General features: G+C 59.2%; 29 protein-coding genes. 6 read left to right on the top strand and 23 right to left on the bottom strand.

Going from position 1 to position 20,488, the window contains the following annotated elements; genetic code table 11:
• Positions 1 to 205: 205 nt before the first annotated feature.
• The 5 genes from NBE95_RS20205 to NBE95_RS20225 form a co-directional block, all read right to left on the bottom strand.
• The gene (locus tag NBE95_RS20205) at positions 206 to 1,096 is read right to left on the bottom strand and encodes a hypothetical protein (RefSeq protein WP_289896649.1); all 891 of its coding nucleotides are present in this window, start codon (positions 1,094 to 1,096) and stop codon (positions 206 to 208) included.
• A gap of 25 nt (positions 1,097 to 1,121) precedes the next feature.
• Positions 1,122 to 1,604: a hypothetical protein gene (locus NBE95_RS20210; RefSeq protein WP_289896650.1), complete on the bottom strand. Its 483-nt coding sequence runs from the start codon at positions 1,602 to 1,604 to the stop codon at positions 1,122 to 1,124.
• 252 nt (positions 1,605 to 1,856) lie between these two features.
• On the bottom strand, positions 1,857 to 2,297 hold the full coding sequence (gene dut / locus NBE95_RS20215; RefSeq protein WP_289896651.1) for a dUTP diphosphatase: 441 nt from the start codon (positions 2,295 to 2,297) through the stop codon (positions 1,857 to 1,859).
• Positions 2,294 to 2,728: a hypothetical protein gene (locus tag NBE95_RS20220; protein ID WP_289896652.1), complete on the bottom strand. Its 435-nt coding sequence runs from the start codon at positions 2,726 to 2,728 to the stop codon at positions 2,294 to 2,296. The genes dut and NBE95_RS20220 overlap by 4 nt, the downstream gene beginning before the upstream one ends.
• A gap of 225 nt (positions 2,729 to 2,953) precedes the next feature.
• On the bottom strand, positions 2,954 to 3,532 hold the full coding sequence (locus tag NBE95_RS20225; RefSeq protein ID WP_289896653.1) for a recombinase family protein: 579 nt from the start codon (positions 3,530 to 3,532) through the stop codon (positions 2,954 to 2,956).
• A gap of 83 nt (positions 3,533 to 3,615) precedes the next feature.
• On the opposite strand from NBE95_RS20225, the gene NBE95_RS20230 reads away from it, so the two are divergent.
• Positions 3,616 to 3,951 (top strand): hypothetical protein, encoded by a 336-nt coding sequence (locus NBE95_RS20230; protein ID WP_289896654.1) that lies wholly within the window; start codon positions 3,616 to 3,618, stop codon positions 3,949 to 3,951.
• 277 nt (positions 3,952 to 4,228) lie between these two features.
• Here NBE95_RS20230 and NBE95_RS20235 read toward each other — a convergent pair whose 3' ends face one another.
• The 4 genes from NBE95_RS20235 to NBE95_RS20250 all read right to left on the bottom strand — a co-directional run bounded on the left by NBE95_RS20235 (position 4,229) and on the right by NBE95_RS20250 (position 5,545).
• Complete coding sequence (locus NBE95_RS20235; RefSeq protein WP_289896655.1) at positions 4,229 to 4,360, bottom strand: hypothetical protein; 132 nt, start codon at positions 4,358 to 4,360, stop codon at positions 4,229 to 4,231.
• A gap of 463 nt (positions 4,361 to 4,823) precedes the next feature.
• Positions 4,824 to 5,099, bottom strand: a complete 276-nt coding sequence (locus tag NBE95_RS20240) for a hypothetical protein (protein WP_289896656.1) — start codon at positions 5,097 to 5,099, stop codon at positions 4,824 to 4,826.
• Between the two features lie 35 nt (positions 5,100 to 5,134).
• Positions 5,135 to 5,320 (bottom strand): hypothetical protein, encoded by a 186-nt coding sequence (locus tag NBE95_RS20245; RefSeq protein ID WP_289896657.1) that lies wholly within the window; start codon positions 5,318 to 5,320, stop codon positions 5,135 to 5,137.
• 24 nt (positions 5,321 to 5,344) lie between these two features.
• Positions 5,345 to 5,545 carry a hypothetical protein gene (locus tag NBE95_RS20250; RefSeq protein ID WP_289896658.1) on the bottom strand — a complete coding sequence of 67 codons (201 nt, stop codon included), beginning with the start codon at positions 5,543 to 5,545 and terminating at the stop codon, positions 5,345 to 5,347.
• 118 nt (positions 5,546 to 5,663) lie between these two features.
• On the opposite strand from NBE95_RS20250, the gene NBE95_RS20255 reads away from it, so the two are divergent.
• Positions 5,664 to 6,251 (top strand): recombinase family protein, encoded by a 588-nt coding sequence (locus NBE95_RS20255; RefSeq protein WP_289896659.1) that lies wholly within the window; start codon positions 5,664 to 5,666, stop codon positions 6,249 to 6,251.
• A gap of 21 nt (positions 6,252 to 6,272) precedes the next feature.
• Here the strand turns inward: NBE95_RS20255 and NBE95_RS20260 are convergent, their stop codons facing one another.
• A complete protein-coding gene (locus NBE95_RS20260; protein ID WP_289896660.1) occupies positions 6,273 to 6,701 on the bottom strand; it encodes a hypothetical protein in 429 nt (142 codons plus the stop codon).
• A 348-nt stretch (positions 6,702 to 7,049) separates the two neighbouring features.
• Here NBE95_RS20260 and NBE95_RS20265 point away from each other — a divergent pair, with 348 nt between their 5' ends.
• Both NBE95_RS20265 and NBE95_RS20270 read left to right on the top strand, forming a co-directional pair.
• Entirely contained in the window at positions 7,050 to 7,241 is a 192-nt protein-coding gene (locus NBE95_RS20265; protein ID WP_289896661.1) for a hypothetical protein, read from the top strand.
• A 332-nt stretch (positions 7,242 to 7,573) separates the two neighbouring features.
• Complete coding sequence (locus NBE95_RS20270) at positions 7,574 to 7,903, top strand: hypothetical protein (RefSeq protein WP_289896662.1); 330 nt, start codon at positions 7,574 to 7,576, stop codon at positions 7,901 to 7,903.
• Between the two features lie 109 nt (positions 7,904 to 8,012).
• Here the strand turns inward: NBE95_RS20270 and NBE95_RS20275 are convergent, their stop codons facing one another.
• From NBE95_RS20275 to NBE95_RS20310, 8 genes are all read right to left on the bottom strand, one after another.
• Positions 8,013 to 8,318 (bottom strand): H-NS histone family protein, encoded by a 306-nt coding sequence (locus NBE95_RS20275; RefSeq protein ID WP_289896663.1) that lies wholly within the window; start codon positions 8,316 to 8,318, stop codon positions 8,013 to 8,015.
• 87 nt (positions 8,319 to 8,405) lie between these two features.
• Positions 8,406 to 8,906: a PH domain-containing protein gene (locus NBE95_RS20280; protein WP_289896664.1), complete on the bottom strand. Its 501-nt coding sequence runs from the start codon at positions 8,904 to 8,906 to the stop codon at positions 8,406 to 8,408.
• The gene (locus NBE95_RS20285) at positions 8,903 to 9,592 is read right to left on the bottom strand and encodes an ABC transporter substrate-binding protein (RefSeq protein WP_289896665.1); all 690 of its coding nucleotides are present in this window, start codon (positions 9,590 to 9,592) and stop codon (positions 8,903 to 8,905) included. The genes NBE95_RS20280 and NBE95_RS20285 overlap by 4 nt, the downstream gene beginning before the upstream one ends.
• Positions 9,582 to 10,175, bottom strand: a complete 594-nt coding sequence (locus tag NBE95_RS20290) for a hypothetical protein (RefSeq protein ID WP_289896666.1) — start codon at positions 10,173 to 10,175, stop codon at positions 9,582 to 9,584. Before NBE95_RS20290 ends, NBE95_RS20285 begins: the two co-directional genes overlap by 11 nt.
• Positions 10,176 to 10,189: 14 nt before the next feature.
• Positions 10,190 to 10,489 carry a hypothetical protein gene (locus NBE95_RS20295; RefSeq protein WP_289896667.1) on the bottom strand — a complete coding sequence of 100 codons (300 nt, stop codon included), beginning with the start codon at positions 10,487 to 10,489 and terminating at the stop codon, positions 10,190 to 10,192.
• Positions 10,471 to 11,091, bottom strand: coding sequence for a hypothetical protein (locus NBE95_RS20300; RefSeq protein ID WP_289896668.1), 621 nt, complete (start codon positions 11,089 to 11,091; stop codon positions 10,471 to 10,473). Before NBE95_RS20300 ends, NBE95_RS20295 begins: the two co-directional genes overlap by 19 nt.
• Positions 11,088 to 12,722: a M23 family metallopeptidase gene (locus NBE95_RS20305; protein WP_289896669.1), complete on the bottom strand. Its 1,635-nt coding sequence runs from the start codon at positions 12,720 to 12,722 to the stop codon at positions 11,088 to 11,090. The genes NBE95_RS20300 and NBE95_RS20305 overlap by 4 nt, the downstream gene beginning before the upstream one ends.
• A 3-nt stretch (positions 12,723 to 12,725) precedes the next feature.
• The gene (locus tag NBE95_RS20310) at positions 12,726 to 13,463 is read right to left on the bottom strand and encodes a hypothetical protein (protein ID WP_289896670.1); all 738 of its coding nucleotides are present in this window, start codon (positions 13,461 to 13,463) and stop codon (positions 12,726 to 12,728) included.
• A 74-nt stretch (positions 13,464 to 13,537) separates the two neighbouring features.
• Here NBE95_RS20310 and NBE95_RS20315 point away from each other — a divergent pair, with 74 nt between their 5' ends.
• Both NBE95_RS20315 and NBE95_RS20320 read left to right on the top strand, forming a co-directional pair.
• Positions 13,538 to 13,915, top strand: a complete 378-nt coding sequence (locus NBE95_RS20315) for a hypothetical protein (protein WP_289896671.1) — start codon at positions 13,538 to 13,540, stop codon at positions 13,913 to 13,915.
• 10 nt (positions 13,916 to 13,925) lie between these two features.
• Positions 13,926 to 14,501: a hypothetical protein gene (locus NBE95_RS20320; protein ID WP_289896672.1), complete on the top strand. Its 576-nt coding sequence runs from the start codon at positions 13,926 to 13,928 to the stop codon at positions 14,499 to 14,501.
• A gap of 88 nt (positions 14,502 to 14,589) precedes the next feature.
• Here NBE95_RS20320 and NBE95_RS20325 read toward each other — a convergent pair whose 3' ends face one another.
• The 5 genes from NBE95_RS20325 to NBE95_RS20345 form a co-directional block, all read right to left on the bottom strand.
• Positions 14,590 to 14,979 (bottom strand): type II toxin-antitoxin system VapC family toxin, encoded by a 390-nt coding sequence (locus NBE95_RS20325; RefSeq protein ID WP_036747427.1) that lies wholly within the window; start codon positions 14,977 to 14,979, stop codon positions 14,590 to 14,592.
• 8 nt (positions 14,980 to 14,987) lie between these two features.
• Positions 14,988 to 15,251 (bottom strand): AbrB/MazE/SpoVT family DNA-binding domain-containing protein, encoded by a 264-nt coding sequence (locus tag NBE95_RS20330; RefSeq protein WP_289896673.1) that lies wholly within the window; start codon positions 15,249 to 15,251, stop codon positions 14,988 to 14,990.
• 160 nt (positions 15,252 to 15,411) lie between these two features.
• Complete coding sequence (locus NBE95_RS20335; protein WP_289896674.1) at positions 15,412 to 15,678, bottom strand: hypothetical protein; 267 nt, start codon at positions 15,676 to 15,678, stop codon at positions 15,412 to 15,414.
• A 59-nt stretch (positions 15,679 to 15,737) separates the two neighbouring features.
• Positions 15,738 to 18,200: a hypothetical protein gene (locus tag NBE95_RS20340; protein WP_289896675.1), complete on the bottom strand. Its 2,463-nt coding sequence runs from the start codon at positions 18,198 to 18,200 to the stop codon at positions 15,738 to 15,740.
• Positions 18,200 to 20,488, bottom strand: coding sequence for a DotA/TraY family protein (locus tag NBE95_RS20345; RefSeq protein WP_289896676.1), 2,289 nt, complete (start codon positions 20,486 to 20,488; stop codon positions 18,200 to 18,202). The genes NBE95_RS20340 and NBE95_RS20345 overlap by 1 nt, the downstream gene beginning before the upstream one ends.

The raw sequence follows: 20,488 nt of genomic DNA on the forward strand, positions 1-20,488 counted from the left end.
CTAAACGGGTTCAAGGCCCATTACCTCGATCCCACCTCGATCCAGGAGCGCTATATCGAACTGATCGACCTGAAAGAGACCAGAATAGCAAAGCGAGGGCGAAAAGTAGCATAGGGCAGGAACCATCAAAGACGCCGAAACCGCCTGGGCAGCCTTTGATCCGACCACCCTGATTATCCCTCCCGAAATGGCCGAAGCGGCGAGTCTAGTTTGATGAGTATGGCGAAGCCAGATTACTTTCTGTTTTCCAGCGATTGAATCGCACGTCCCATTTTTGGCCTTCGTAGCCCATGACCTTGAATAGTCGTCGCGTATTGCTGTCTACGATGTCAGAGTTGAGCCAGGTGCTTTCCTTAACCAACGCTAAGGCGCGTGGGGTGCTTTTTAGACCACCAAAATTTACCATCTTCTGCCATGAATTTAGTGTATCAGGTCGCATCTGATCTAGACCTATAAAGGTTCTGATACTTCCTAACCGTGCCTTAATTTTTTTTGTGTCAGCATCTTGAACTTCCCCATCCATCCCACAGCAGAATAAGCCATCTTCAACGGGAACCACAAAAGATCCTTGGTGCTGCATCAGGTTGGCAATGGCAATCCAACCAGTTGCCATTTTCAAAATTGGCATTAGGTCTCCAACCGATCTAGCCTTATTTCTTTGAACAAGCCTCCGCACTGCATGTTTAGTCACGTTACACCACAGCATCGTGTTCTCAAATTGACCAAAGTTTTCAATCTCAGCCAATTGGCAAGATAGAGTCGCAACGCAAAGCTTTTTTTTACCTGTGCCCCCGACATCTTCCAAGAAGTTGAGAACCAACAAATCCAGTCTTCTATATCTATCGAAACCTAGAGCATCTAATACAATTGGACGGTATGCACTCAAACGCTCGGCAGCGAATTTCTTTCGAACGCTCTCTGATTTTAGAAATCCGCTGCTCCGATACTTAACCATGCGGGGTGTCGCGCTGTTGCAGAGCGCACGTCTTTTAAGCGCCTCTTCAAAAATACTATGAGCCACTCGCCCTGCAAGACCATCATTAACGCCAATGCGATTAGCTCCAACGGACAATGTGCCTCGTGTCCTCACGCTCATTTGACCCCCGCTTTATTTGGAAGTGTCAGGCTTCGCCTTGCGTTGATCGCTTTACGGCCCTGGTGACAATCTGGCCAATGCCGATCATCCCACCAATACGTATCGCTGTGGCACGTTGCGCGCTCGCTGCACGCTCTCCCCACTCATTCTCTTGAGGCTCGTGACTGTCTTCGATGAAGGCCGCGATCTGTTGTTTCAGCGCCGTGTCATCGAGGGAGCCTTCGCGCGCAGACTTCGCGAGCACGCCGACAAGCAGCGCTTCAAGGACATCTATCGTGCCGAACAGCTCAGCGATCCGCGCTTGTTCAGGTGTAAGTTGTTTGGTCATTCCTCCGCACTCATTTGCAATTTCTTTGGATGTCACCCAGCCATCATCCCAGCAAAGATAGAGCGTCGTCTCCTTGTCCAGGTCGTAAGGATTGTCGCTTTGTCGCTTTCCGGTTTTGTGGTCGGCTTCGCCGCGATCACGAGCGGCCTGCATTGCCTCGGGGTCTATCCTATAGAGCATTCTGCCGCACCTTTTTCGGCCTTGTCGCTTTCGCGCCTGCCGGTGAATGTGAGCGTTCCGATATATCGGCATAGGGGGCAGACAAGCGGCCCGCCATGAGCCGCGCATCGGTCGCGCCGAAATGTCCCGCAGCCCTCGGAGCAGCGGAACAGGGCATCCGGCATGTAGCTGTAGCGGTCGCGTGGTGCCATCCTCGTCATGATCTTCCCCTCTCGTTGCGGCGTGGAGCGCATCGCCTCGACCTCGTGCAGGTTAGCTAACCCCTGTGCTGCCGAACCCGCCCGCCCCACGCGATGTTTCGCGTATCTCGTCGGCCCATCCGAACTCGCCTTGCGTCACCGGCGCTACCACGATCTGCGCTATGCGGTCCCCAGCCTTGACCTCGAAGGGCGCATCCCCATGGTTGACGAGCAGCACCCCCAAAATTCCGGCGTAGTCGCTATCGATGGTCCCTGGGCCGTTCAAAACCGTCACGCCTTGCTTGAAGGCTAGACCGCTTCGGGGCCGCACTTGGATCTCCCAGCCCTCTTCAACGACACATTTCAGCCCGGTCGATACCAGTGCGCGCGCGCCAGGATGTATCGTAACAGTCTCAACCGATCGCACGTCTGCCCCTGCGGCTTCCGGCGTTTCATAGCTGGGCAGGGACGCAAGGTCGTGATCTTTCACAAAGTGAATTTTCGGCTTTTTCATTGCACTGCCGCCCCAGATCCGCGCAGATCGCGAATTGCCCCTTCATCATCATCGGACCAGTCGTCCAAAACCATGCTCATAAGGCCATGATCAGCGGAACGGCCCGTCAGGGCATCGAGCGACTTTCGGAAGGCAATCTTCATGATGCTCTTTCCGTCCTGGTAGCCTGCTTGGAACCCAATGGATGATGCCGATACAATAAGCCAAATATGGTCCGGTTCAGTAATTTCAGAAATGCCCGCGCCCCTCAATTCAAGCCGCTTCTCGTCGGAGCACCACATCTCCCAAACGCCGCTCTCAGATTCTTTCGGCGGCAGCAGGCTACAATCATCCCGATCATAGCGAAGATCGTGATCTGACTCGCCTTCAGAGTTGAAAACTCGGATTTCCATCCCGTCCTTCACAAATATCTCGGGCTTTATACTTTTCATTACTCTCTCCTTTTCTGGGAAATAAGCCGCTGCACGGCAGGGAAGTGCTCGGCACCACAGCGACCGCATGTCCAGTAAAAATCCAAGGTGCCGCCACAATGCGCGCAGCCGGACTTCCGCGTATCAAATCCGCTTGGGAGGATGTCGATCTCGACCCCTGTTCTATCAGAGGGCGCATCGAGCCACTTCACTCGATTTTCAGCCATTTTTCCGGCTCCCCTTGGATCACGTCATCCCCCTCTCACCTAAACGCCGATAGAGCGTCCTTGTGGTCACGCCAACACGTTCGGCCACTTCGGCAGCGGATAGCGACTGATCGGCCCAGAGCCGCTTCGCCTTTTCCAGTGCTTCGCCGCGCAGCTGCTTCGGCGCTCCACCAACACGGCCTGTTGCGGCTTGCGCCGCCCGCGCGGCTGCCGCGACTTCCCTGCGGTTTTCCAGTTCGGCACCTTGGGCAAATTCTACAGCCGCCAGAGCGTCTGGGTGCCAAGCGACCTTATGCCCACTGTCGGCAACGAGAATCGATGCCTGCCGCTCTCCCACAGCCCGCAGAACGGCAAGAACATCGCTCATGGTAGTGCCAAGCCTGGATGCACTGGAGACCACCAGTTCGTCGCCCGGACGAAGGCTCTGGACCGCATTATTGCGACCCAGCCAGGTCGGTGGATCGCCCCGCTTGAGAGGCGGATCGACAAAGACCGAGACACCTTCCGAAAAGTCATTAATGCCAACCCTTTCGAGGGCCTTCTGTTGATCTTCGAGCGATGGCCCAGCTTTCGACAGTCGGATGTATCCGCGCTTCATTCCCATGTCCCAAAGGTGTGACATTATCTTTTGCACTGGCAATCTGTCATAGGTTGTGTCACGAGTCAATTGCAACCTGTGTTTTGGAGTCCGGCGACCACTTCGCGGTCCAGGACACGGAAGGCGATACCATTCTTGAACTTCCGAAACAGCTGGCCAGCGCTCCCGAGGCCGCAAGTCAACTACTCGCTTGGCTTGCCCCCGTCCTGAACCAGGTCGAACACAACGCCACCCTGATCGGCAAACCGAAGCTGAAGCTGGCCGATCAACTCCGTGTCCACGCGGCCTGGGCGAACAATGACATGCGCCTCGGGGATCAGGAGGCGTTCGAGAGAGGGCATCAGCCCAACTTTCCTGTCATCCAGGCTCCGAGGAAGAATGACACCATCAGGACGATGAGGATCGCGAAAAAGGGCTGAACCCCCAATTCAAGCGGGGTCGCAGCGCAGGTATCGTAAAGCTCGCACAACCCGCTTTCCACGCCGAAAAGATGCAGTCGGATTTTGCCAACCGTCCACACACATGCAGTCACGAGCGCTGCAAGAGCGACTATCCCCGCGACTATCGCGGCGAGGGTGGCTACCCCTACGGCCAAAACCCACGCCGCCTCCTTAAAGTCCATTCTGCGGTCGGCATGGGCCGAGTCTTTGTCTTGTTTCGTCCTCATTTCCGGTCTCCGGGCATTAAGCGTTGTGGTCAGTAGTTGTTGGTGGCTTCTTCGACGTTGGCCAAGCGCTGTTCAATCCGATCAGTGCGGCCTTCCGGGGTCACTCCGAGAAGCAGGGACAGATCGCGCCTTACCTGCTCCCGACCTTGCCTCTTCGGCATGTCGGCCTCCTGCCGGGAGTTCCCGGAGTTGGTCGTGCGGCGAGCACGGCGGCTTAGTTGGATCTGTCTAGAATGATCACGGGTAAGAACAGAGCGACGACCACGATGGCGAAGCCGATATAGAATTTTCCCAAGGCGTGGTCCCCGTTCGAATACATGCGCCGGCCGACAACCATACAGAGGACGGCACAGGGAAGCGTAAGAAGCATCCCAAAGCTGCCAACCAGTTCAACCAGTTCGGGATCAAGGAAAGAGTTGTTCATCCGCGTTCTCCTATTGCGGGACTGGTGTTGGTCCTGTGCCGCGCACGGCGGCAGGGGTTAGTTGGATCAGTCGGTTTCGGTGAGCGCGGTCCTGGGAACGCGAACCACGTCTCCGGTTTTCATCTGCCCGCGTCCGGGAATCAGCGCGTCAGCTTCAAGCTGCACATCCGCGCGCTTAAGGTGGCGAAAGCTGACGGGCGTTATTTGGAAGAAACGAAGCGCTGGATTTCGCGCCATTGAAAGGCGAGTGTCATGCTGCGCGGAACATCGGGATGCGATGACGCCAGTTGGTCGAGCGCGGCTATCGTCCCGTCCCTTGAAAGGGCACTGTCATGCACTTGAGTGAAGTTGTGCAGAGCGTCCGCCACCTCACATGCCGCATCGGACCTGCCTTCCCAAAGAAGCTTTCGAATTGCAATCATGCCTTGACGCAACACTTCAGCTTCAAGGCTTTTGGTCAGATCGTTCTCTGTCATCGGTCCTCCGGGGATTAAGCCGATCCGGGGCGGGGTTAGTTGGAAGGCGTGTAGCAGTCGCCGCTCACCCATTGCCCGCCCGCATCAACGCAAGCCTGGATCGCCTCCTTGAGCTCGGGCACCGTGGACGAGAAGTGGGTGTACACGCCCAAGGCCACGCCAGTAGCTATGATCGCCCCGAAGACGTAGTACCGGGTGCTGGGGCCTGTTTCTTGTTTCATGTCTTTTTCCTTCTGGAGGCGTGGTTAGTTGGAAGGATCGGCATGAAGCGCAACGGCGTGTCCGACCTGGGCTGCGTCTTCCGCCGCATAGCGGGCGCACACCGTCCAGCGTCCGCACTTACGCACCACCGACATATCGGCACCCACTTTGACCAGGACAGCTCCCAGCGCCTCGGCGGCTTCCCTGCCGTCGGTAACAATCTCAGTGTCGATCTGGACGATCATGTGAGCCTCCGGGGTTATTGGTTGTGCATCTGAATTTCAGCAACTTCTAATTGACTTGTGACACAACATCTGCCATTGTGTCAAACACAAAAGTAATGACACGATCAGGATTTCGGGAATGCGTCGAGGATACATCCGGCTTTCGAAGGCAGGGCCAAGCCTGAAGGAGCAACAGGACGCGCTCGCATCTGCTGGTATCGACAACTTCACAGACTTCGGCCCTGTCTATGTGGACGTGATCCCGCGAGGCAGGCCGGCTGAAGCACTGCCGAACCGCCGCCATGCGATCATCAGCCTGGAGCCGGGTGACGAGCTAGTGGTTGCGAGTGCGGCCAGGCTCGGGACTTCCGCTGTCGATGTTCTGGAAGCGCTGGCGGAGATCGGGCGGCGCGGAGCCAGCGTATTTGATGTCGAGCAGTCCCAATTGGTGTCTTGGCACCCCGACGCCTTGCCGGTCTTGGAGTTCGCGAGCCGCGCAGAGGCACAGGGCCGCAAGGAAGTCGCGGCCAAAATGCGCAGGGCGCGAGTGGAAAGCGGCATGATCGGAGGTCAGCCTGCCAAGCTCAAAGGCGCTCTTCTCGCGAAGGCGCGTAGCCTATGGGCAGATCCGAGAATGTCTGCGGCAGAAGTCTCCGAAGAGGTCGGCGTGAGCGTCAGAACGCTCTACCGGCATCTGGGCGACAAGACCGCCAGTGGTTCCAAATAACGCGGGAAGTGACCATTGAAGCTAGGCCGATTTGATATTTTTTCGGGCGGCGTTGGGACTGCGTTCCTCGGCATCGGTTGGGCGGTTGCAGACATGAGTCCTGCCGTCTCGGGCATCTGCTTCGCTTTTGGCGGGGCTGCGCTTGGCGCTGTGATCGGTCGCCTTATGACGCCGCCGCCCGAGGAAAGCCCGTGGATTGACGCTGCGATAAGCTCTTACAGGCAGGTAGGTAGCACAATCCGCTCTCTTGAGCGGTTCCGTGACGAGTGCTTGCCCGACTGCAAGGCCGAACAAAAGGAGGCTATCGTGGAGTTCTGCCGACAAACCAAGCATTCGCTGACGACTTGCACCGATCAACTCGGCAATGTCCAAGAGGATTGGCGCGATTTCGTTGCCGCTCACTGCTTGGAGTGCGGAGTTTACATGGAGCGTATGGACGAAGCTGACCATGTGCCGCTGCCCACAGCACGAGCCAGTGATGCAGTCCAATAAGGGCGCGAATGGAGGCAAGAGTGAAGGTTACAGAGCGACAGAGATGTGCAGCAGTGATCGCTGATGCTATGAGCGCGTTGCCTGCCGACTACCCGCTGAAGGACCGAAAGGCCGCCCTTGCGAGGGCACGGCCTACCTGGACGCGGCAGACAGCCCATGCCGAAAAATCCTGGCAAGCTGCACGGCGCGATTATCTGATCCCATTCGGGTATGAGCCAATGACGAAGAAGGCCAAGGCAAGCCGGGCGGCGGGTCTGCCGCTCTTCGACTGACAACCTCCAACAACGGCGCGAAAGGAGCGCAGCCATGATAGCCGATACGGCACCCACCATCCACCAGTGGAACGCGCTCTCCGCTCGCGTTGGCGGCGACCTGTTCAGGGATGCAGCAAAGCTCGAAACCATGCGCAGCCTTGATCGCGCAAACCCATGCCTCCCATGGCCAGACTTCTGTGATCTGGTTGCTGAACAAATCAACGAAGGGAGGGTAAGAGTATGAGCGGGGCGTTTTGGGCTGGACGTGCATCAAGCCTCGAAGTCGCGTGGCTCCAGTGCTTAGATGCCGCTACTTCCGCCATCCCTATCCCTGAAACATGTGCGGATTTCGATTCTTTGGTTCGAAGAGCCGCGCAAGGCGAGTTCGGGGCAGAAGCGTTTGCAGCTCTGAAAGAGCTATGTGACGCTATTCCCATGTATGATCTGACCGCTGCTATCGACGGCTTCCCACAGCAAGGCCCCGCCTACGCGGCGCTTGGCCCGGTCCTAATGACGCTATCGCAGGCCGGGCGCGGACGGTGAGAAATCCATAAAAGGCGCGAAAGGAGCGCAACCATGCCGAATCTGCCTGTGAAACCTTTGCCTGACGACGCCGTGGACATGGCGGCGCGCGCAATCGCGGCCGAGGTCGCGCATCACATCAAGGCGATGTATCCCGCCGCCGCAGAGGCCGTCGCCTGGGAGAGCTGCAAGCGGTCCCTTACCGGGGTGATCCGCAACGGCATGAAGCGACTAGGCGATGCGGCCGAGCGTGGTGAGATGGAAGCCGAGATCCGTTCGATGCGCAGCCAGCGCGCCCGTGAAGAGGCGATCCGCCGCGACATGGCCCAGGCGGGGACACCAGCAGAGGTCATGTCAGTGATCCGCAGCCATCAGTCCAGATAAGGCGCGGCCGAGCCGCAATGAGAGGGGAAGATGAGAGGCGACACGGTGCCGAGAGCCTGCCAACTGAACAGACACCCTGGATAGGAAAGGGCCGCTCTCGCGGCCCTTTTTATATCGTCAGGTCATTCAGGCTCTTGCCCGCCGCGAGTAGATCTTCAACCCATCGTGGCTTTCGGCCCCGGCCGCTCCAGGTCATGCTTTGATCGTCCGGGTTGGCATATTTCGGGGCAACCGGCTGACGCGAGCGGCCAGCGTCCTCGATCAGCTGATTCAGCGCGAAGCCATGCTCCTGTGCCGCCCTCTTGACCGCTTCGAGCGCTTCGCGCCGCCGCCTGTCTTCGAAGGTGGCAATCGACCTATCCACCTTCGACCGCAATTCCTTCAGCTGCTTCAGGTCAAGTTCTTCGATGTTCATCGTTCCCCCATGCGCTTCTTGTGAGATCATAGAATCAATCGAGCATCCCCATTGCAAGGGAGAAGCGCCTTAACTGGAGCGCCAGGGTCAGCGCAGATCCTCTCGACCTCCCTGGCGCATTTCGAGGACCGTGTTTTGTATCCCGACAGGATCATCGAGCAAGTTCATCCGCAGCAGTGACGCGCCACGCATGTCGATCACCAGGTTGCCGGTATTCAGGATGCGCTGAAAAATCGTCTGGGTCAGATCGATGCTGGCGATTTCCTGAACCGGCACCTTCGCCACGGTGCGGCTCAATATGCCCTTCGCATAGACCACATAGCCGCCCTCTATCGTCAGAGTCGTGCAGGTCCACTGCACAACTGCGATCAGCATCGAGATCACAGCTCCTGCGGCGATGGCTGCACCGAAATACCAGCGCACTCGCCCGTAGAGATCTTGCGGCACTGAAAGCCGCGATAGTGGGAACCTGTCAGGCACCATCCCGCTGAAAGCCAGCAGCATCAGGAATGCGCCAGCTGCGAACAGCCAGGGGACGAGTTTATCCACGAAGAACCACCAGTGCATCCGGTGAACGACCCTTTTCATTCGCCATCCCCCCATGGATCAGGTGACGCAATTCGCTTGAGGAAAGCGGCTTTGTCCTTTCCTACATCATTCCAGAGTGCAGCAATCAGCTGCTGCTGACCGGCAAGGGTTGAGGTTCCCTCGATGATGAGGTCGCGAAGCCCTGCGCGGCGCGTGTCCAGCCCTGCCACGATCCAATCTATCGATAGCCCGCCCTCGATCTCCGGGCTGCGCAGCCGGGTGCTGACGCGGACAACGCCGGGGCCTATGGTGGTCACGCTTACAACGTCGATCTGCTCGCCCTTGTAGCTGTCGAAGGCTCGCGCATAGTCCTCGGCCGCGAACGCCTGATAGGCCCGTGCAACCGCCACCCTCTCGCGGTCATCGAGCACGGAGAGAAGATCACGCGGCAAGCTGGAGCGCAGCACAAAGCCCAGATCGACGTAACGCTCGACCAGCGCCGCTATGGCGTCAACGCGGCCCTGGGGCCGCTGCTGGAGCGCCCTGAGCGCATCAGCGCCCATAGACGCCACTAGGTCCACGGCACGGCGCTCAGCGGCCCCGCGCTCGGCCTGCGAGGCAATCCGTCCCTCGGCCTGGCCCGATGTCTCTACAGTAAATGCCGAGTCCGGCGCTGCCGGTGCCTTCGCGGCCGCGCCAGCGGCGATTACGCCGGCGATCAATATGACCCGGAGCTTACGGTTCATCGCCGGTCCCCATGATGGCGCACACGTTGTCGAGGGAGATGTTGAGGCCGATGCTGTTCGATACCAGCTCGGCTGCATCCAGGATGAAGAAGCACGTCAATCCCCCGAGGAAAAAGACGATGGCTCTTCCGGTGCCACCCTGCCGCTCATGCAGGATGCGTTGCCTGACCAGGACCGTCGCCCAGCCAACCCCCGTGATGCCCATAGACATGAAGAACAGAATGATCGCGGCCTTTACACGATCACACCATGGGCTGGTGTTTGGAGGCGGCAGGTAGGATAGGATATTATAGGTCTCCGTCCCGCCCAGAACGAAGGTTCCCGCCGCGTCCCACATAATCACGAGCGGCACCGACATCGCACCGCCCAAGACGATCAGCATCAGTGCTTTCCATGGCGTAGGTGTGCCCTCGCCAAAGGTCTGACCTCTGCTTCCAGCGCTGACCTGGTGATAGGCCATAATCAGGCCGGATGCGACAGAGAGCAAGCCGCCCAAGGCCATTACCGCCAGGATGAACTCAATATAGTAGGGAAAAACATTGGTCAGCTGGACCAGCGCGGTATCGAGGCTCGGGATCTCCATGTCACCGCCCCCGATTACCGCTGCTGCCCTGCGCCAGCATCCAGATACTCGCGCAGCGCGTTATATTTCGCCGCCAGATCATTATAGCCCTTGATGAGGCGTTCATTGGTCTGTTCGAGAGCGAGAATGCGATCCTCTGCCCGTCTAACCTGGATTGCGAGCAGGTTGGGATCGAGATACTGGTTCGGCACATACTCGTCCACGTCCACAGCTTGCGGATCGACCGGCTTCAACTCCGGCCCCTGTGCATGGACTGCGCCCCCGAAAATCATGCTTCCGAAGGCGACAGCAGCGATCAACTTTTTAGCTTGCATTGAATGAAGTCCTCTGTCTCAACCACCACCGACGCAGCTGCCGCAACGTCGCGCTTGTCCGTTTTCTTGCCGTTCACCACCAGAGCCGGGGCCTCGTTCGCACCCCAGGCGAAGGGATCGGCCACAACGAAGGACGGGTGGTCCGATTTCCCCATGACGCAACCGCCCATGCCGATCATCCGAGTCTCGGTATCATCGGCTGTCGCAGCCCATTTCTGGTAGATGTCGTCAGCCATCCAGATCACCTCGTCGGAGAGATTGTTCGTCTTGCCGACATAGATCTCGACGCGAGCACCACGGCGGATGGCACCAACCAGCGCCTCCGCTTCGTCCTGGCGAAGTTCCCCCTTGGTGTGGAACATGACGACCGTGCGGGCCGCATTGATGGTGTCGAGCAGACACTTCTGGTCACAGCTCGGCCAATCCTGCGTCGATACGCTGTTCCATTCCCAGCCCTGCGGATAGTCTTCGGCAGGCTCCTGTGCCAAGCCCAAGCCGGGCAGCATCGCAAGCAATGCCGCCAGCGCCAGCATGGACGCCGACACGATACCCATGGTTGGCAACAGAATCCCTGTTGCCGCTTTCGCTTTTGCCGTCTTCATCTGGTTTGTCCTCCTGTGGTCTCTGACACCAGTGTCGCCCATGCCGCCATCGGTCGCTTGCGATCCGAGGCGTAAAGATGCGAGCGCGTGAAATCGTCGGCCGCAATTTTTGTCAGATCGAGCACGGCATCCCGGAACTCGCCCATGGCCATATCGGCTGCATAACCGACATCCGCCAGATGGCCGATTGGGTCGGACCCGAGTTCCGCGGCCGATACTCCCCCTCCGCTGCTCGCCATCGGCTGGCTGGCCAGATCGCCCACCGCACAGTTATTTGGCAGAGTCAGCCCATCAGGCCGCGAAATCCCTTGACTGGCATATGCCGCCGCCAGCTCGGCCGGGAAGTTGACCCTGTTTGGCAGGAACGGTTCGGGGTTGATGAAATAGAAGCTGGTCGGCAGAGCCGATGCCACCTGATCGGCAGTGAGCGGCGCGCGTTCCTTCGATCCGGTCCATCCCTGCGGGGATTCCCAGATGCGCGACTCCATACCCGCACTTTGGAGCTTTTCGCCCTGGATCACCGTGCCCAAGTGAAGGTGGACAGCGCCAGGCGAGCCGGTGTCCCCCATGGTGCCGATCTGCGTATCCGGCGTAACCGTCGCCCCGGTCCCTCGCACATCGCGGTGAACCGAGTCCAGGTGCATGAAAATGAACCGTTGAGATCCGTCGCTCGTCTCGATGACGACGCGGTTTCCGCCGCTCCCTGATCCTGCCGTGATGACTCTGCCATTCACCCCAGCATAGATCGGGTCGCCGCGCCCCACACTGTTCACCAGGTCGAGACCCTGATGCCAGCCTTTCGAGGCGCGGCCGGTCCTATCCACACCGTAGGGCGACGACACACGCTGGCCGGACGTGGACATGAGCCGTGAAAGGCAGACGCCGGAAACCGTCGCGGCCTCGGCCGATGCCGCCTCCGCAACTTGCTCGGTCGTGTAGTTGCCGCCCGCCTCGGTCGTGGCGCTACCACCATAACCCGATGCCCCAGCGATGCCCCCATGAGCGGCAGCGCCACTCGCGATCCGGCCCATGACATAGACATCAAGCCGCTCCAGCGTCTGTTCTGACGGGAAGTTCTGTCGCAGAATGGTGTCGAGGTTGCTTAGGTTCTCGCCGGTAAAGCCTGACCGGACGAAATTGTTCATGCCGCCAGCGCCAAGGAAGTGTGCGCCAGACAGCAAGCCGCCTTCCGTCACCAGAACGCCGTTGACTGCCTTCCCCACATAGCCTTTCGTCGTAGCGCTCAAGCTACGCCAGTTCTTCACCGTGAACTCGTCAAACGCCTGGTCCTGAAGCCTGCGCCCAGCTTCGGTCGTAAGGAAGTCCTCGATGGTGCTGACCCCCATTCCCTGGGATTTGGCCGTGAAGACCACGCTGTCCCATTCCCAGGTGCCGTTCGGACTGGCGACATAACCCAGATCGGCCAGCGTCTGCGGCATGAACTGATAAGCGCCTGCGGCCTTGCCGGTGACTTCGTTCAGGATATGGTATCGCCGCCCCGATTCCGGCCCCATCACCGCTGTGCGGTAAGCTGCAAAATCGAAGCCCCCCGAAATGGATTGAGCGCTTCCAGGCAGAGCTGCCATGGAGAGCGTGAGGGAAAGGGCAAGAACGGACAGAGTGCGGCGCATCTTCTACTCCACATGCCGAGGGTGGTTGGGGGGAGATTGCGCCGCCTTCGGCTCGATCATCTCCAGTTCGGTTTCGTTGCCGGTGGCCATATCGACCTGGACCACAGCCTTGGGCCGTTGGTATTCCAGTTGGAGCTTGCCACCCGCCTCGAAGAAGCCCCATGCACTGTCGAGGCTGAAGAAGTAGGCTTGTGGATCGCGGCCTGGCCGCAGGACCACCAAGGGACATTCCGAACCGCCTGCGGCGCAGATGGTGGTCGTCGCCAGTTGCACGGCCTTGACGATTTCACCCTTCTCAGTGCGGTGCAGGAATGTCATGTTCCCGGCGCCGTTGCTGGGCTTCTCGGCAAGGTCAGCCTCGAAAATCGACACAGCGGCATCAAAGTCATCGTCGTTCGTCGGCCCGGCCGCGACCGCGACCTCCGCAACCAGGGGGACGAACCCCTCGTTGCGCCATTGCCATTGCCGCCCGTCCGCCACGATGCGTTTGAAAAAGGAACGGTTATCTTCAACCAGTCCGGTCACATTTCCGGCTCGGAAGATTTCGATCCAGGCCCCATCCGGCACCGACCAGAAGAGCACACGTTTGCCGCCCTCCCACTCTTGCAGTTGTTCGGGGGGCAGCTTCCCGTCGAGATCTAGAGTAGTCTTCTCCGGCGCGTTCACCTGGGCGAATGCAGGCTGCGACAACACACCGAGAAGGGCAGCGAAGGCGATGTGTCTTGCGGTCAGTTTCAACATGGTCTCCTGCGGAGAGTTCTGGAATAATCCATCGAAAGATAGTATGTATTTAGATAGACAGAAAGGAAAAAGCCATGAGTGCCATGAAAAAAGCGGCCAGCACCTATCGCGGTGAATACGGCTACCGCCAGGGCTACGGCTTCGAGCGCCCTCTCCCCGACTATCTCGCGGAGCTAGTCGAAGCCGTTGATGCCGGTCTTCGCCAAGACGACACATTCTCGGCCGTGGCCGAGATCGACCTCGGGCATAGCCTCCCGAAACACCGTCTCACGCTGGACATAGCCGGAATGACCCTCAGCACCCGTGTCGGGGATGATGAAGAGGAAACCCGCCGTCCCGCGTCGATGTTCTCGTCGCTTGGCGGGATTCGCGACATCCTCGCGGGCCTGGTCGCAGCCGGTGGGCTTCCGGCCGAGGTCACGCCCAACCAGGTCCACATCGAGCTGCAATAAGGATTCCCTGATGGCCGAGGATGATGACCGACCCAGAAAGTCGAGAAGAGCTGCCATCGCTGGTGTCTTGTTCCCGTGGCGGAAGCTGAAGGATCTCGATCCGCGCAGGCGTATCCCGAAAGAAAGGATGTCCTGGAACGACGCGGGCAGCAGCTTCAGCTTCGCTCTTTCGGCCCTGAAGAAGCGGAGATCAAGCACCTGTCCGGCCTGTCAGACACCACGCAGCGTGTCCCTGCTTGAGGCCGTCAACCACGAGGGCGGTGACACGACCTATGTGCTCGGCTGCAACAACTGCGACTATATAGAAAATATCGAGATGAAGCTCGAAGCCGTCACCGCGACCATCGACAGCCTGCGCATTGGGGAGCGCCGCTTCCTGATCGCGGCAGCTTGCGCAGCAGGCTTCGGATTCCTCTACTACTTCATGACCGGCTATCTGTTCACCCTGATCGGGGCCATGCTGATTGCGGCGATGATCCTGACCAACGCCATCATCTTCCGGTATCGCGTCTGGCAAATCGTTCACCAGAGGCTCTACGAGGCCAAAGCGCCTCTGGGCGACTGGCTGCGCCACGAGTTCTCTTAAGCTGTCGGCCGACATGGAAAAAAGCTCCCAAAGCTGACGCATCGGGAGCTTTTTTCAGTATTGATGGGTCGAATCCCAAGCTCATTGTCTACCTGATCCAGTTTTCAACCCGCAGGCCGCGAACGCGGGAAAACTCGCCCGTGTTGTCAGTCACAAGGATTGCGCCTGCGGCGTAGGCATGAGCTGCGATCAACAGATCGTTCGGACCAATGGGCTTACCAGCGGCCTCAAGCTCGGCACGAATGCCGCCATACTCTGCGTCAGCAGGCACATCGAGCGCCAGAACCTGCACGCTTTCCAGTATCGCTTCGACATGCGCCAGGAGTTTCGCAGACCCTTTCCTGGCGCACCCATATCGCAGCTCTGCGGCTGTGATGATGCTCACGCAGATCGCATCCGGGCCGACCTCGGCAATGCGCTTTGCCGCGCTGCCGTCAGGATGTCGCAGCAGATCGGAGACGATATTGGTGTCGAGCATATAGAGGGTCAAAGGTCGATTTCCTTGGCCGGGAGAAGCGTCTCGTCCACGTCAGGAAACTGATCCTCTGGTCCGAGCGGGTCTAGTCCGGCCAGCACTTCAAGCAGATTCTTGCGGCGCACCGGCTCGATGATGAGCCGGTTCCCATCACGATAGATGTTCACCCGATCCCCTGGCATCTCGAAGTCTGCGGGAATGCGGACGGCTTGGCTCTTGTTGTTACGGAAGAGCTTGGCTTCACGAGGCTCTGAATATGGCTGCGGATGCGGCATGATCGCCCCTCCTGTTCATGTGTATATGCAGAAACATATACATCATGCTGGGGAGATTTTCAACCTGCACCTCTGCCAGTCCGTCCTACTGAAACGAAAACGGAGCCGGATGAACCGGCTCCTTTTCATATCTTCCAACGGTGCAGATCAGCCGCTGCGGCTACCAGTTATACCCGTGGTATTGATCGTGCCCCCTGCGGCGGCGATCCTCACGATCCGCCTGGATCGTCTTACCGCGATCCTCGTGCGTCATGTAGAGGAAGCCCTTCCCGTAGAGACCCGTGTTGGGGCCAGCGGGAGTGCCGACCGCTGCATCGTCGCCGGGCCAGTCCACCGGATGCGAACCCGGCCGCACGAAGAAGACGAAGTTGAGCACAGCGAAGAAGGCCGTGTTGATGGCGCCCATCAACTTCCGAAGTTCATTCATCGCAGCCTCCTCTTGACAAGTTCAATCTAAATATAGTCTGTATTTCGACCGTTTTCAACCTACATCGCTGATGCGGATGACCTCTCGCGCCGGACCCGCTTGATCTCGACCGTCTCTGCGGCCTTCTCGACCTCGGTGCCCACCTCGTCAAAGGTTCCACCTGGCTTTACCTCACGCTCGCGCAACCTGGCCGAGCGCATCCGCCCAAGATCGACTACCACGTCATTGAGCATAGCACGATAGCCTGGTTCGGGAACTTTCGCCGCCAAGTATCCCTGGACAACCCTGACCGTCTCCGATTCTTTCTCGCCCTGCTCCAGCCGGGAGACCAGGTGCCAATAGCCATCGAAGAGCTTCCGCCCGTCTTCCTCGGGCAGAGCACCGAGCTTCAGTTGCCGTTCCCTCGCCCGGTAGCTCAGGTATGACAGGCAGTCATCCGGCCCCATGCGCCGCTTTCCGCCTTCCAGCTCGAAGCCATAGGCCATACGCCCTACCTGCCCTTCAAGGATGGACTGCGCCGTCCTGCTGATCTTCAGCGCCATGTCGGGATTGCCCGACAGTTGCAGCTCGGCCCGCATCCTGGCCTGTTCATCCGGTGCAAGTGGCAGCACATAGGCCGAGTTCACGGGGCTGACGTAATCGGGATTGTATACCCCGCCGCAGTAGAGGGAGAGCATACGCACAACTTTGACCGACTGCTCCGTGATGACCTTCTTGCCCCGGCGCGAGAAGATCGGTGTGCCCAGGATGAAAGTGAACTTGCCGTCCTTCTGGGCGTTCATGTCGTCATAGCTCAACCGCGACACCGTTTGCAGGCGGCTGGAGGTTTCATCGAGCCGTGTAGCTCCCAGGCTCGTCTGGCGCATTTCCACGTTCTCGATCATCTGCACATAAGCCTGCCCCGCCCGGCTCTCGGCAAACTTGTAGGTCTTGCTCTCCGCGCCACCTGTAATCCGACCGACAAGGGCGATGTTGGTGTTCTCCTGCGTGGCGTTCCCCTCGTTCTCCGATGCTTCCATGAGGTTGTCGATGTTCTGCACCCCAAAGGTGATCGAATAGCCGAGCGAACGAGCCTGGGCGGGGGCGACGGCAAAGCCTTCCACGACGAAATAGCCGTATTCGTCGCAGAGGATGAAATAGGGTGCGGGGCCACGCGCCACTTCCTGGTCGGCCATCACCTGCCGCCATTCGCCGCTGACCGGCCCGGCAAGGCCGGTGGCAAGCGTATTCTTGATCGCGGCGACCGCCATCTTGCCCAAGGGCTGCATGTTCTGCTTGCTGCGCTCCAGCGCGGGCAGCAAGCCGACCAGTATCCGCCGATTGCGGGCCATGTCGAGGAAGTCGATCTCCCCGATGGTCGTGTTGTAGATGTGACCGTAGTTGAACGACAGGTCGGTGATCGGCTTGACCACCTGCATGGTCAGGAACCCATGCTGCTTGACCACCTCGGCGCGGGCTTCGTCTGCCGGTGGCGGCGGGCCGTTGCCGCGCCCCATGAAGGGCTGCGGTGGTCCGCCCGTGTAGCCGGGGATGTTCTCAAGGTAGATCCTCAGACCCCCAAGATATTCCTGCCGCAGGAAATCCTGCTCTTCCTGTGGCAGAACGACCTTCGTGCCGTTGTGATCGATGAAGGCGCAATGGTGATAGAGGTCTTCGACCGCGTTCAGCGGCAGGAATCGCGACATCATCTCGGCATTCAGGATGATATAGCCACGGCCGCTCAGATAGTTCAGCGGCGGGATCAGGCCCTGGAGAAGCGCGATGGCCCGGTCGTTCCACATCGGGTCCGACCCCGGCGCAGCCAGCAACGAGATCAGGATCTCGGTCATCTGGCTCGATCCCATGTTTTGCAGGGGATTGAAGGTGTTGGACCGCTTCTCATGCCGGAACAGTTGCGAATCGAGGCCCCCCATCACATAATTTAGGCTGTAAACGTCCTCATCCCGCCAGAACAGCCGAGCAAGAGAGATGACGCCTTTGAGCGAGCCTTTCATCTCGCCCTTGCCGTCGATCAGCATCACGCCGGAATCGTGGACCAGGGCATTGCAGGTCTCGGCCAACAGCTCTTCCGTCTTTCCCGAACCCGTGGTTCCCGACACCAGACGATGCGTCCTTGCGTCGTTCAAAGAGGCCCAGACCTCGCGGTTGGTTTCCAGGCAGAACCCCATATAGATGTCGCCCTCACCCGGCGCGTTCGACATCTCGTCCAGATAGTCCCGCCCTGTCAGCTTGTTGACGTAGAACGGAACGCGGGCCGGTGCGGACCAGATCTTGTTCTTGTAGCGGTAGTGCTTCCGGTAGAAGAGCACAGCGCCCAGGAAGATCAGCTCAGGCACGAAAGGCATCCAGGAGAAAGCCGCACAGGCCATCGTCAGCGCGATGAAAATGGTCAGCGTCCCGCTTGGGGTATTTGCCTCGTCCGTGAGCTTCTGGCCCAACCGGCGCGTGTCAACACGCCGGTTGTCGAGCTTCACCTCGTCCCGCTTCGAGACGCCCTTATAGTTCGACTTGCCTTCTGCCATCAGTTACCGCTCCCCAGCCGCGCCTGGTTCCTTTTTTGCTGTCTCTCTATGAGCTTGTTGCGCGCCTGGACGGCCCCGCCACCCACGGATTCGAGACCGGCCCTTGCGCCATGCAGCCCCGGAACAGGAGCGGCAGCGCGGGCAGTTCCGGCCAGGTTTTCACCCATCGTCTCGCGGTTCAGCGGCGAGGCAATACCGCCAATCCAGCCCATCACAGCATCCCCGAAGAGATTGATGAGGGAAGAGCAGTGCAGCGCCAACAAGACGGTGGCGTAGCAGTAAAGCCCGACGAGGCCGCAGATCATAACGACCGCCATAATCGTCCAGTTCGGCGTCATCACCATGAGCATGTTGCGGAAGAACACGCCCAGAAGTTCGTTGCCGATCCAGAGCATCAGGATGCAGGCGATTAGACCCGCGATCATTAGGAACGGGCGCAGCAACAGCCCGCAGAGAGTCACCATGACCTTGTTCCACGGCCCGATCATCGACGGCTCTCGCGCTGGAACCAGCCACATCAGAAGCGCAAGAGGTAATGCGAAAACAGCCTCGATCACCAGCATCGCCCAGCTGACAACGCCCGACAGAAAATAAAGCATCGGGATCGTTGGGATCAGCAACATATAGGCAAACGCCATCGCAAGGATGAAATAGCCCAGCGCCTTCACTGGCCCGGTGATGACCCCCACGAGCTTATCCGCGCCCACAACCCCAGCCACCCCTTCTGCAATGGAGCTGCCACCGACAAGCGGTGTCGCGATCCAGAAAAGGTTTGCCCCGACATCGGTGTATTCCATAAATGGGTCTTTGAAGGCTGACCCTCCGGTCGCACTCGGACCCATGCGATTGATAAAGAAGTTATAGAACCCGCGCAACGACTGCCCGCCCATTTCCGCACCCGCATCCTCTCCCAGCGGATTGGTGTTGCTGCTCTCCGCGTCCGCCTGCTTCATCTTGAACAGCACGAATTGCAGGTGGCTGCGCAGATAGTCCATATCACGTTCGACCGGCGCGAAGCTCGCGCGGCTGACCTCGTTGTCTGACCCCCACCAGCCAAAGGTGCTGGTGCCGAAGATTTTCCCGATACGCTCGTTGCGGTCTATCCGCATGTCCAGGTTCGTCTGGAGTTCGCGAACGCTGACATAAAGCTGCGCCATCATCCGCTGCCAGACGGGTGCCATCACCCAACCGTTTGCCGTGACCGAGGCGATCATGTCCTCCTGGATCTGCTGCATCGCGGCCGTGTCGCCCGCGAGGCCGGAGCGGCTGTTGTAGATCGCCAATGCCGCCTCGTTGGCAATCGACTTGATTTCGGCCTGCACCACGGCATCGTTCCGCAGGCTTCCGGTCGTTGACCCCGCCTCCCCGGAATAGATTCTATCCGCCAGCGCCGCAGCGCGGGGCTGCACTATCGAGTTCAGCGTGTTCACGACGCTGTTGTAGACTTGGTTCTGGGCAAGGGTTTTCAGATTGTCTGCAAAGGAATAGAGCGACGTCACAGACCCCGGCTGATCTTCGTCATGCGGGGGCGTGTTGTAGGTGATCGAATACTGGATCGAGCCGCAGATGTCGTTGCTGGCATCCGCACCATCGCCCGTCTGGTAGAACCATTCGTAGCTCTTCGTCTCTGACGCATTGGTGTCCCAGAACAGGCCGGAACTGGCATCCTCGGTTGAGGTCGTTGGCACCCCCATGCGGGTGGTCTGGGCGTTGACGTTGTAGATCCCTGCCAGGCGATCCATGTGCAACTCGCATAGGCGGCCCAGAACCATCGTATAGGTCGCATCTGCTAGCTGGCCGCGCATCGCCCAATCGCCGTTCGACAGGTTGGTTGCGGGGGCGGTGTAGGCCGTCCCGTCCAGCGTCTCGCGCGAATACCTGTTCCATGCTTCGTTCGCGATCCCGCTGCCCCCAACGGCCACGCCGAAGGCCAGCAGCTGAACGACAGAGAAACCGCCCGAGACGGGCAGGAAGAGCAGCGCCGCAGCACCGGCCCGCAGGAAGGTGTTCTTCGTGTCGGCCGAGCGGCCAAGCACTTCGCCGTCAGCAGCCGTGTCTGCCACCAGCGACAAGAAAGTATAGGCCCCGACGAGAACGGCAAGGCACAGCATGATGATGTTCATCGTGCCGATGAATGGCGTCAGGAAGGTGCCGATGTTGTTGTAGGCGTCATCCTGGCCGGAGACGTAGGGCACGATACCCCCGAACACCTTCTCCAGGGCATTCAGCGCATAGTCGCTGTCCGCAACGCTATAAAGGTCAGAGAAGCTGTTTTCGTCGGGTTCCAT

The organism is Paracoccus sp. TOH, from assembly GCF_030388245.1.
GTDB classification, from domain to species: domain Bacteria; phylum Pseudomonadota; class Alphaproteobacteria; order Rhodobacterales; family Rhodobacteraceae; genus Paracoccus; species Paracoccus simplex.

What these genes read in the sequence shown, in the direction of transcription:
- NBE95_RS20205 (WP_289896649.1), bottom strand. Translation starts at nt 1,096, where the DNA reads ATGAGCGTGAGGACACGAGGCACATTGTCCGTTGGAGCTAATCGCATT.
- NBE95_RS20320 (WP_289896672.1), top strand. Translation starts at nt 13,926, where the DNA reads ATGGCCGAGGATGATGACCGACCCAGAAAGTCGAGAAGAGCTGCCATC.
- NBE95_RS20250 (WP_289896658.1), bottom strand. Translation starts at nt 5,545, where the DNA reads ATGATCGTCCAGATCGACACTGAGATTGTTACCGACGGCAGGGAAGCC.
- NBE95_RS20290 (WP_289896666.1), bottom strand. Translation starts at nt 10,175, where the DNA reads ATGGAGATCCCGAGCCTCGATACCGCGCTGGTCCAGCTGACCAATGTT.
- NBE95_RS20265 (WP_289896661.1), top strand. Translation starts at nt 7,050, where the DNA reads ATGATAGCCGATACGGCACCCACCATCCACCAGTGGAACGCGCTCTCC.
- NBE95_RS20275 (WP_289896663.1), bottom strand. Translation starts at nt 8,318, where the DNA reads ATGAACATCGAAGAACTTGACCTGAAGCAGCTGAAGGAATTGCGGTCG.
- NBE95_RS20260 (WP_289896660.1), bottom strand. Translation starts at nt 6,701, where the DNA reads ATGGTCAGCTTCGTCCATACGCTCCATGTAAACTCCGCACTCCAAGCA.
- NBE95_RS20240 (WP_289896656.1), bottom strand. Translation starts at nt 5,099, where the DNA reads ATGACAGAGAACGATCTGACCAAAAGCCTTGAAGCTGAAGTGTTGCGT.
- NBE95_RS20235 (WP_289896655.1), bottom strand. Translation starts at nt 4,360, where the DNA reads ATGCCGAAGAGGCAAGGTCGGGAGCAGGTAAGGCGCGATCTGTCCCTG.
- NBE95_RS20220 (WP_289896652.1), bottom strand. Translation starts at nt 2,728, where the DNA reads ATGAAAAGTATAAAGCCCGAGATATTTGTGAAGGACGGGATGGAAATC.
- dut (WP_289896651.1), bottom strand. Translation starts at nt 2,297, where the DNA reads ATGAAAAAGCCGAAAATTCACTTTGTGAAAGATCACGACCTTGCGTCC.
- NBE95_RS20280 (WP_289896664.1), bottom strand. Translation starts at nt 8,906, where the DNA reads ATGAAAAGGGTCGTTCACCGGATGCACTGGTGGTTCTTCGTGGATAAA.
- NBE95_RS20345 (WP_289896676.1), bottom strand. Translation starts at nt 20,488, where the DNA reads ATGGAACCCGACGAAAACAGCTTCTCTGACCTTTATAGCGTTGCGGAC.
- NBE95_RS20305 (WP_289896669.1), bottom strand. Translation starts at nt 12,722, where the DNA reads ATGCGCCGCACTCTGTCCGTTCTTGCCCTTTCCCTCACGCTCTCCATG.
- NBE95_RS20335 (WP_289896674.1), bottom strand. Translation starts at nt 15,678, where the DNA reads ATGAATGAACTTCGGAAGTTGATGGGCGCCATCAACACGGCCTTCTTC.
- NBE95_RS20270 (WP_289896662.1), top strand. Translation starts at nt 7,574, where the DNA reads ATGCCGAATCTGCCTGTGAAACCTTTGCCTGACGACGCCGTGGACATG.
- NBE95_RS20245 (WP_289896657.1), bottom strand. Translation starts at nt 5,320, where the DNA reads ATGAAACAAGAAACAGGCCCCAGCACCCGGTACTACGTCTTCGGGGCG.
- NBE95_RS20295 (WP_289896667.1), bottom strand. Translation starts at nt 10,489, where the DNA reads ATGCAAGCTAAAAAGTTGATCGCTGCTGTCGCCTTCGGAAGCATGATT.
- NBE95_RS20340 (WP_289896675.1), bottom strand. Translation starts at nt 18,200, where the DNA reads ATGGCAGAAGGCAAGTCGAACTATAAGGGCGTCTCGAAGCGGGACGAG.
- NBE95_RS20315 (WP_289896671.1), top strand. Translation starts at nt 13,538, where the DNA reads ATGAGTGCCATGAAAAAAGCGGCCAGCACCTATCGCGGTGAATACGGC.
- NBE95_RS20225 (WP_289896653.1), bottom strand. Translation starts at nt 3,532, where the DNA reads ATGAAGCGCGGATACATCCGACTGTCGAAAGCTGGGCCATCGCTCGAA.
- NBE95_RS20300 (WP_289896668.1), bottom strand. Translation starts at nt 11,091, where the DNA reads ATGAAGACGGCAAAAGCGAAAGCGGCAACAGGGATTCTGTTGCCAACC.
- NBE95_RS20210 (WP_289896650.1), bottom strand. Translation starts at nt 1,604, where the DNA reads ATGCTCTATAGGATAGACCCCGAGGCAATGCAGGCCGCTCGTGATCGC.
- NBE95_RS20255 (WP_289896659.1), top strand. Translation starts at nt 5,664, where the DNA reads ATGCGTCGAGGATACATCCGGCTTTCGAAGGCAGGGCCAAGCCTGAAG.
- NBE95_RS20325 (WP_036747427.1), bottom strand. Translation starts at nt 14,979, where the DNA reads ATGCTCGACACCAATATCGTCTCCGATCTGCTGCGACATCCTGACGGC.
- NBE95_RS20330 (WP_289896673.1), bottom strand. Translation starts at nt 15,251, where the DNA reads ATGCCGCATCCGCAGCCATATTCAGAGCCTCGTGAAGCCAAGCTCTTC.
- NBE95_RS20285 (WP_289896665.1), bottom strand. Translation starts at nt 9,592, where the DNA reads ATGAACCGTAAGCTCCGGGTCATATTGATCGCCGGCGTAATCGCCGCT.
- NBE95_RS20310 (WP_289896670.1), bottom strand. Translation starts at nt 13,463, where the DNA reads ATGTTGAAACTGACCGCAAGACACATCGCCTTCGCTGCCCTTCTCGGT.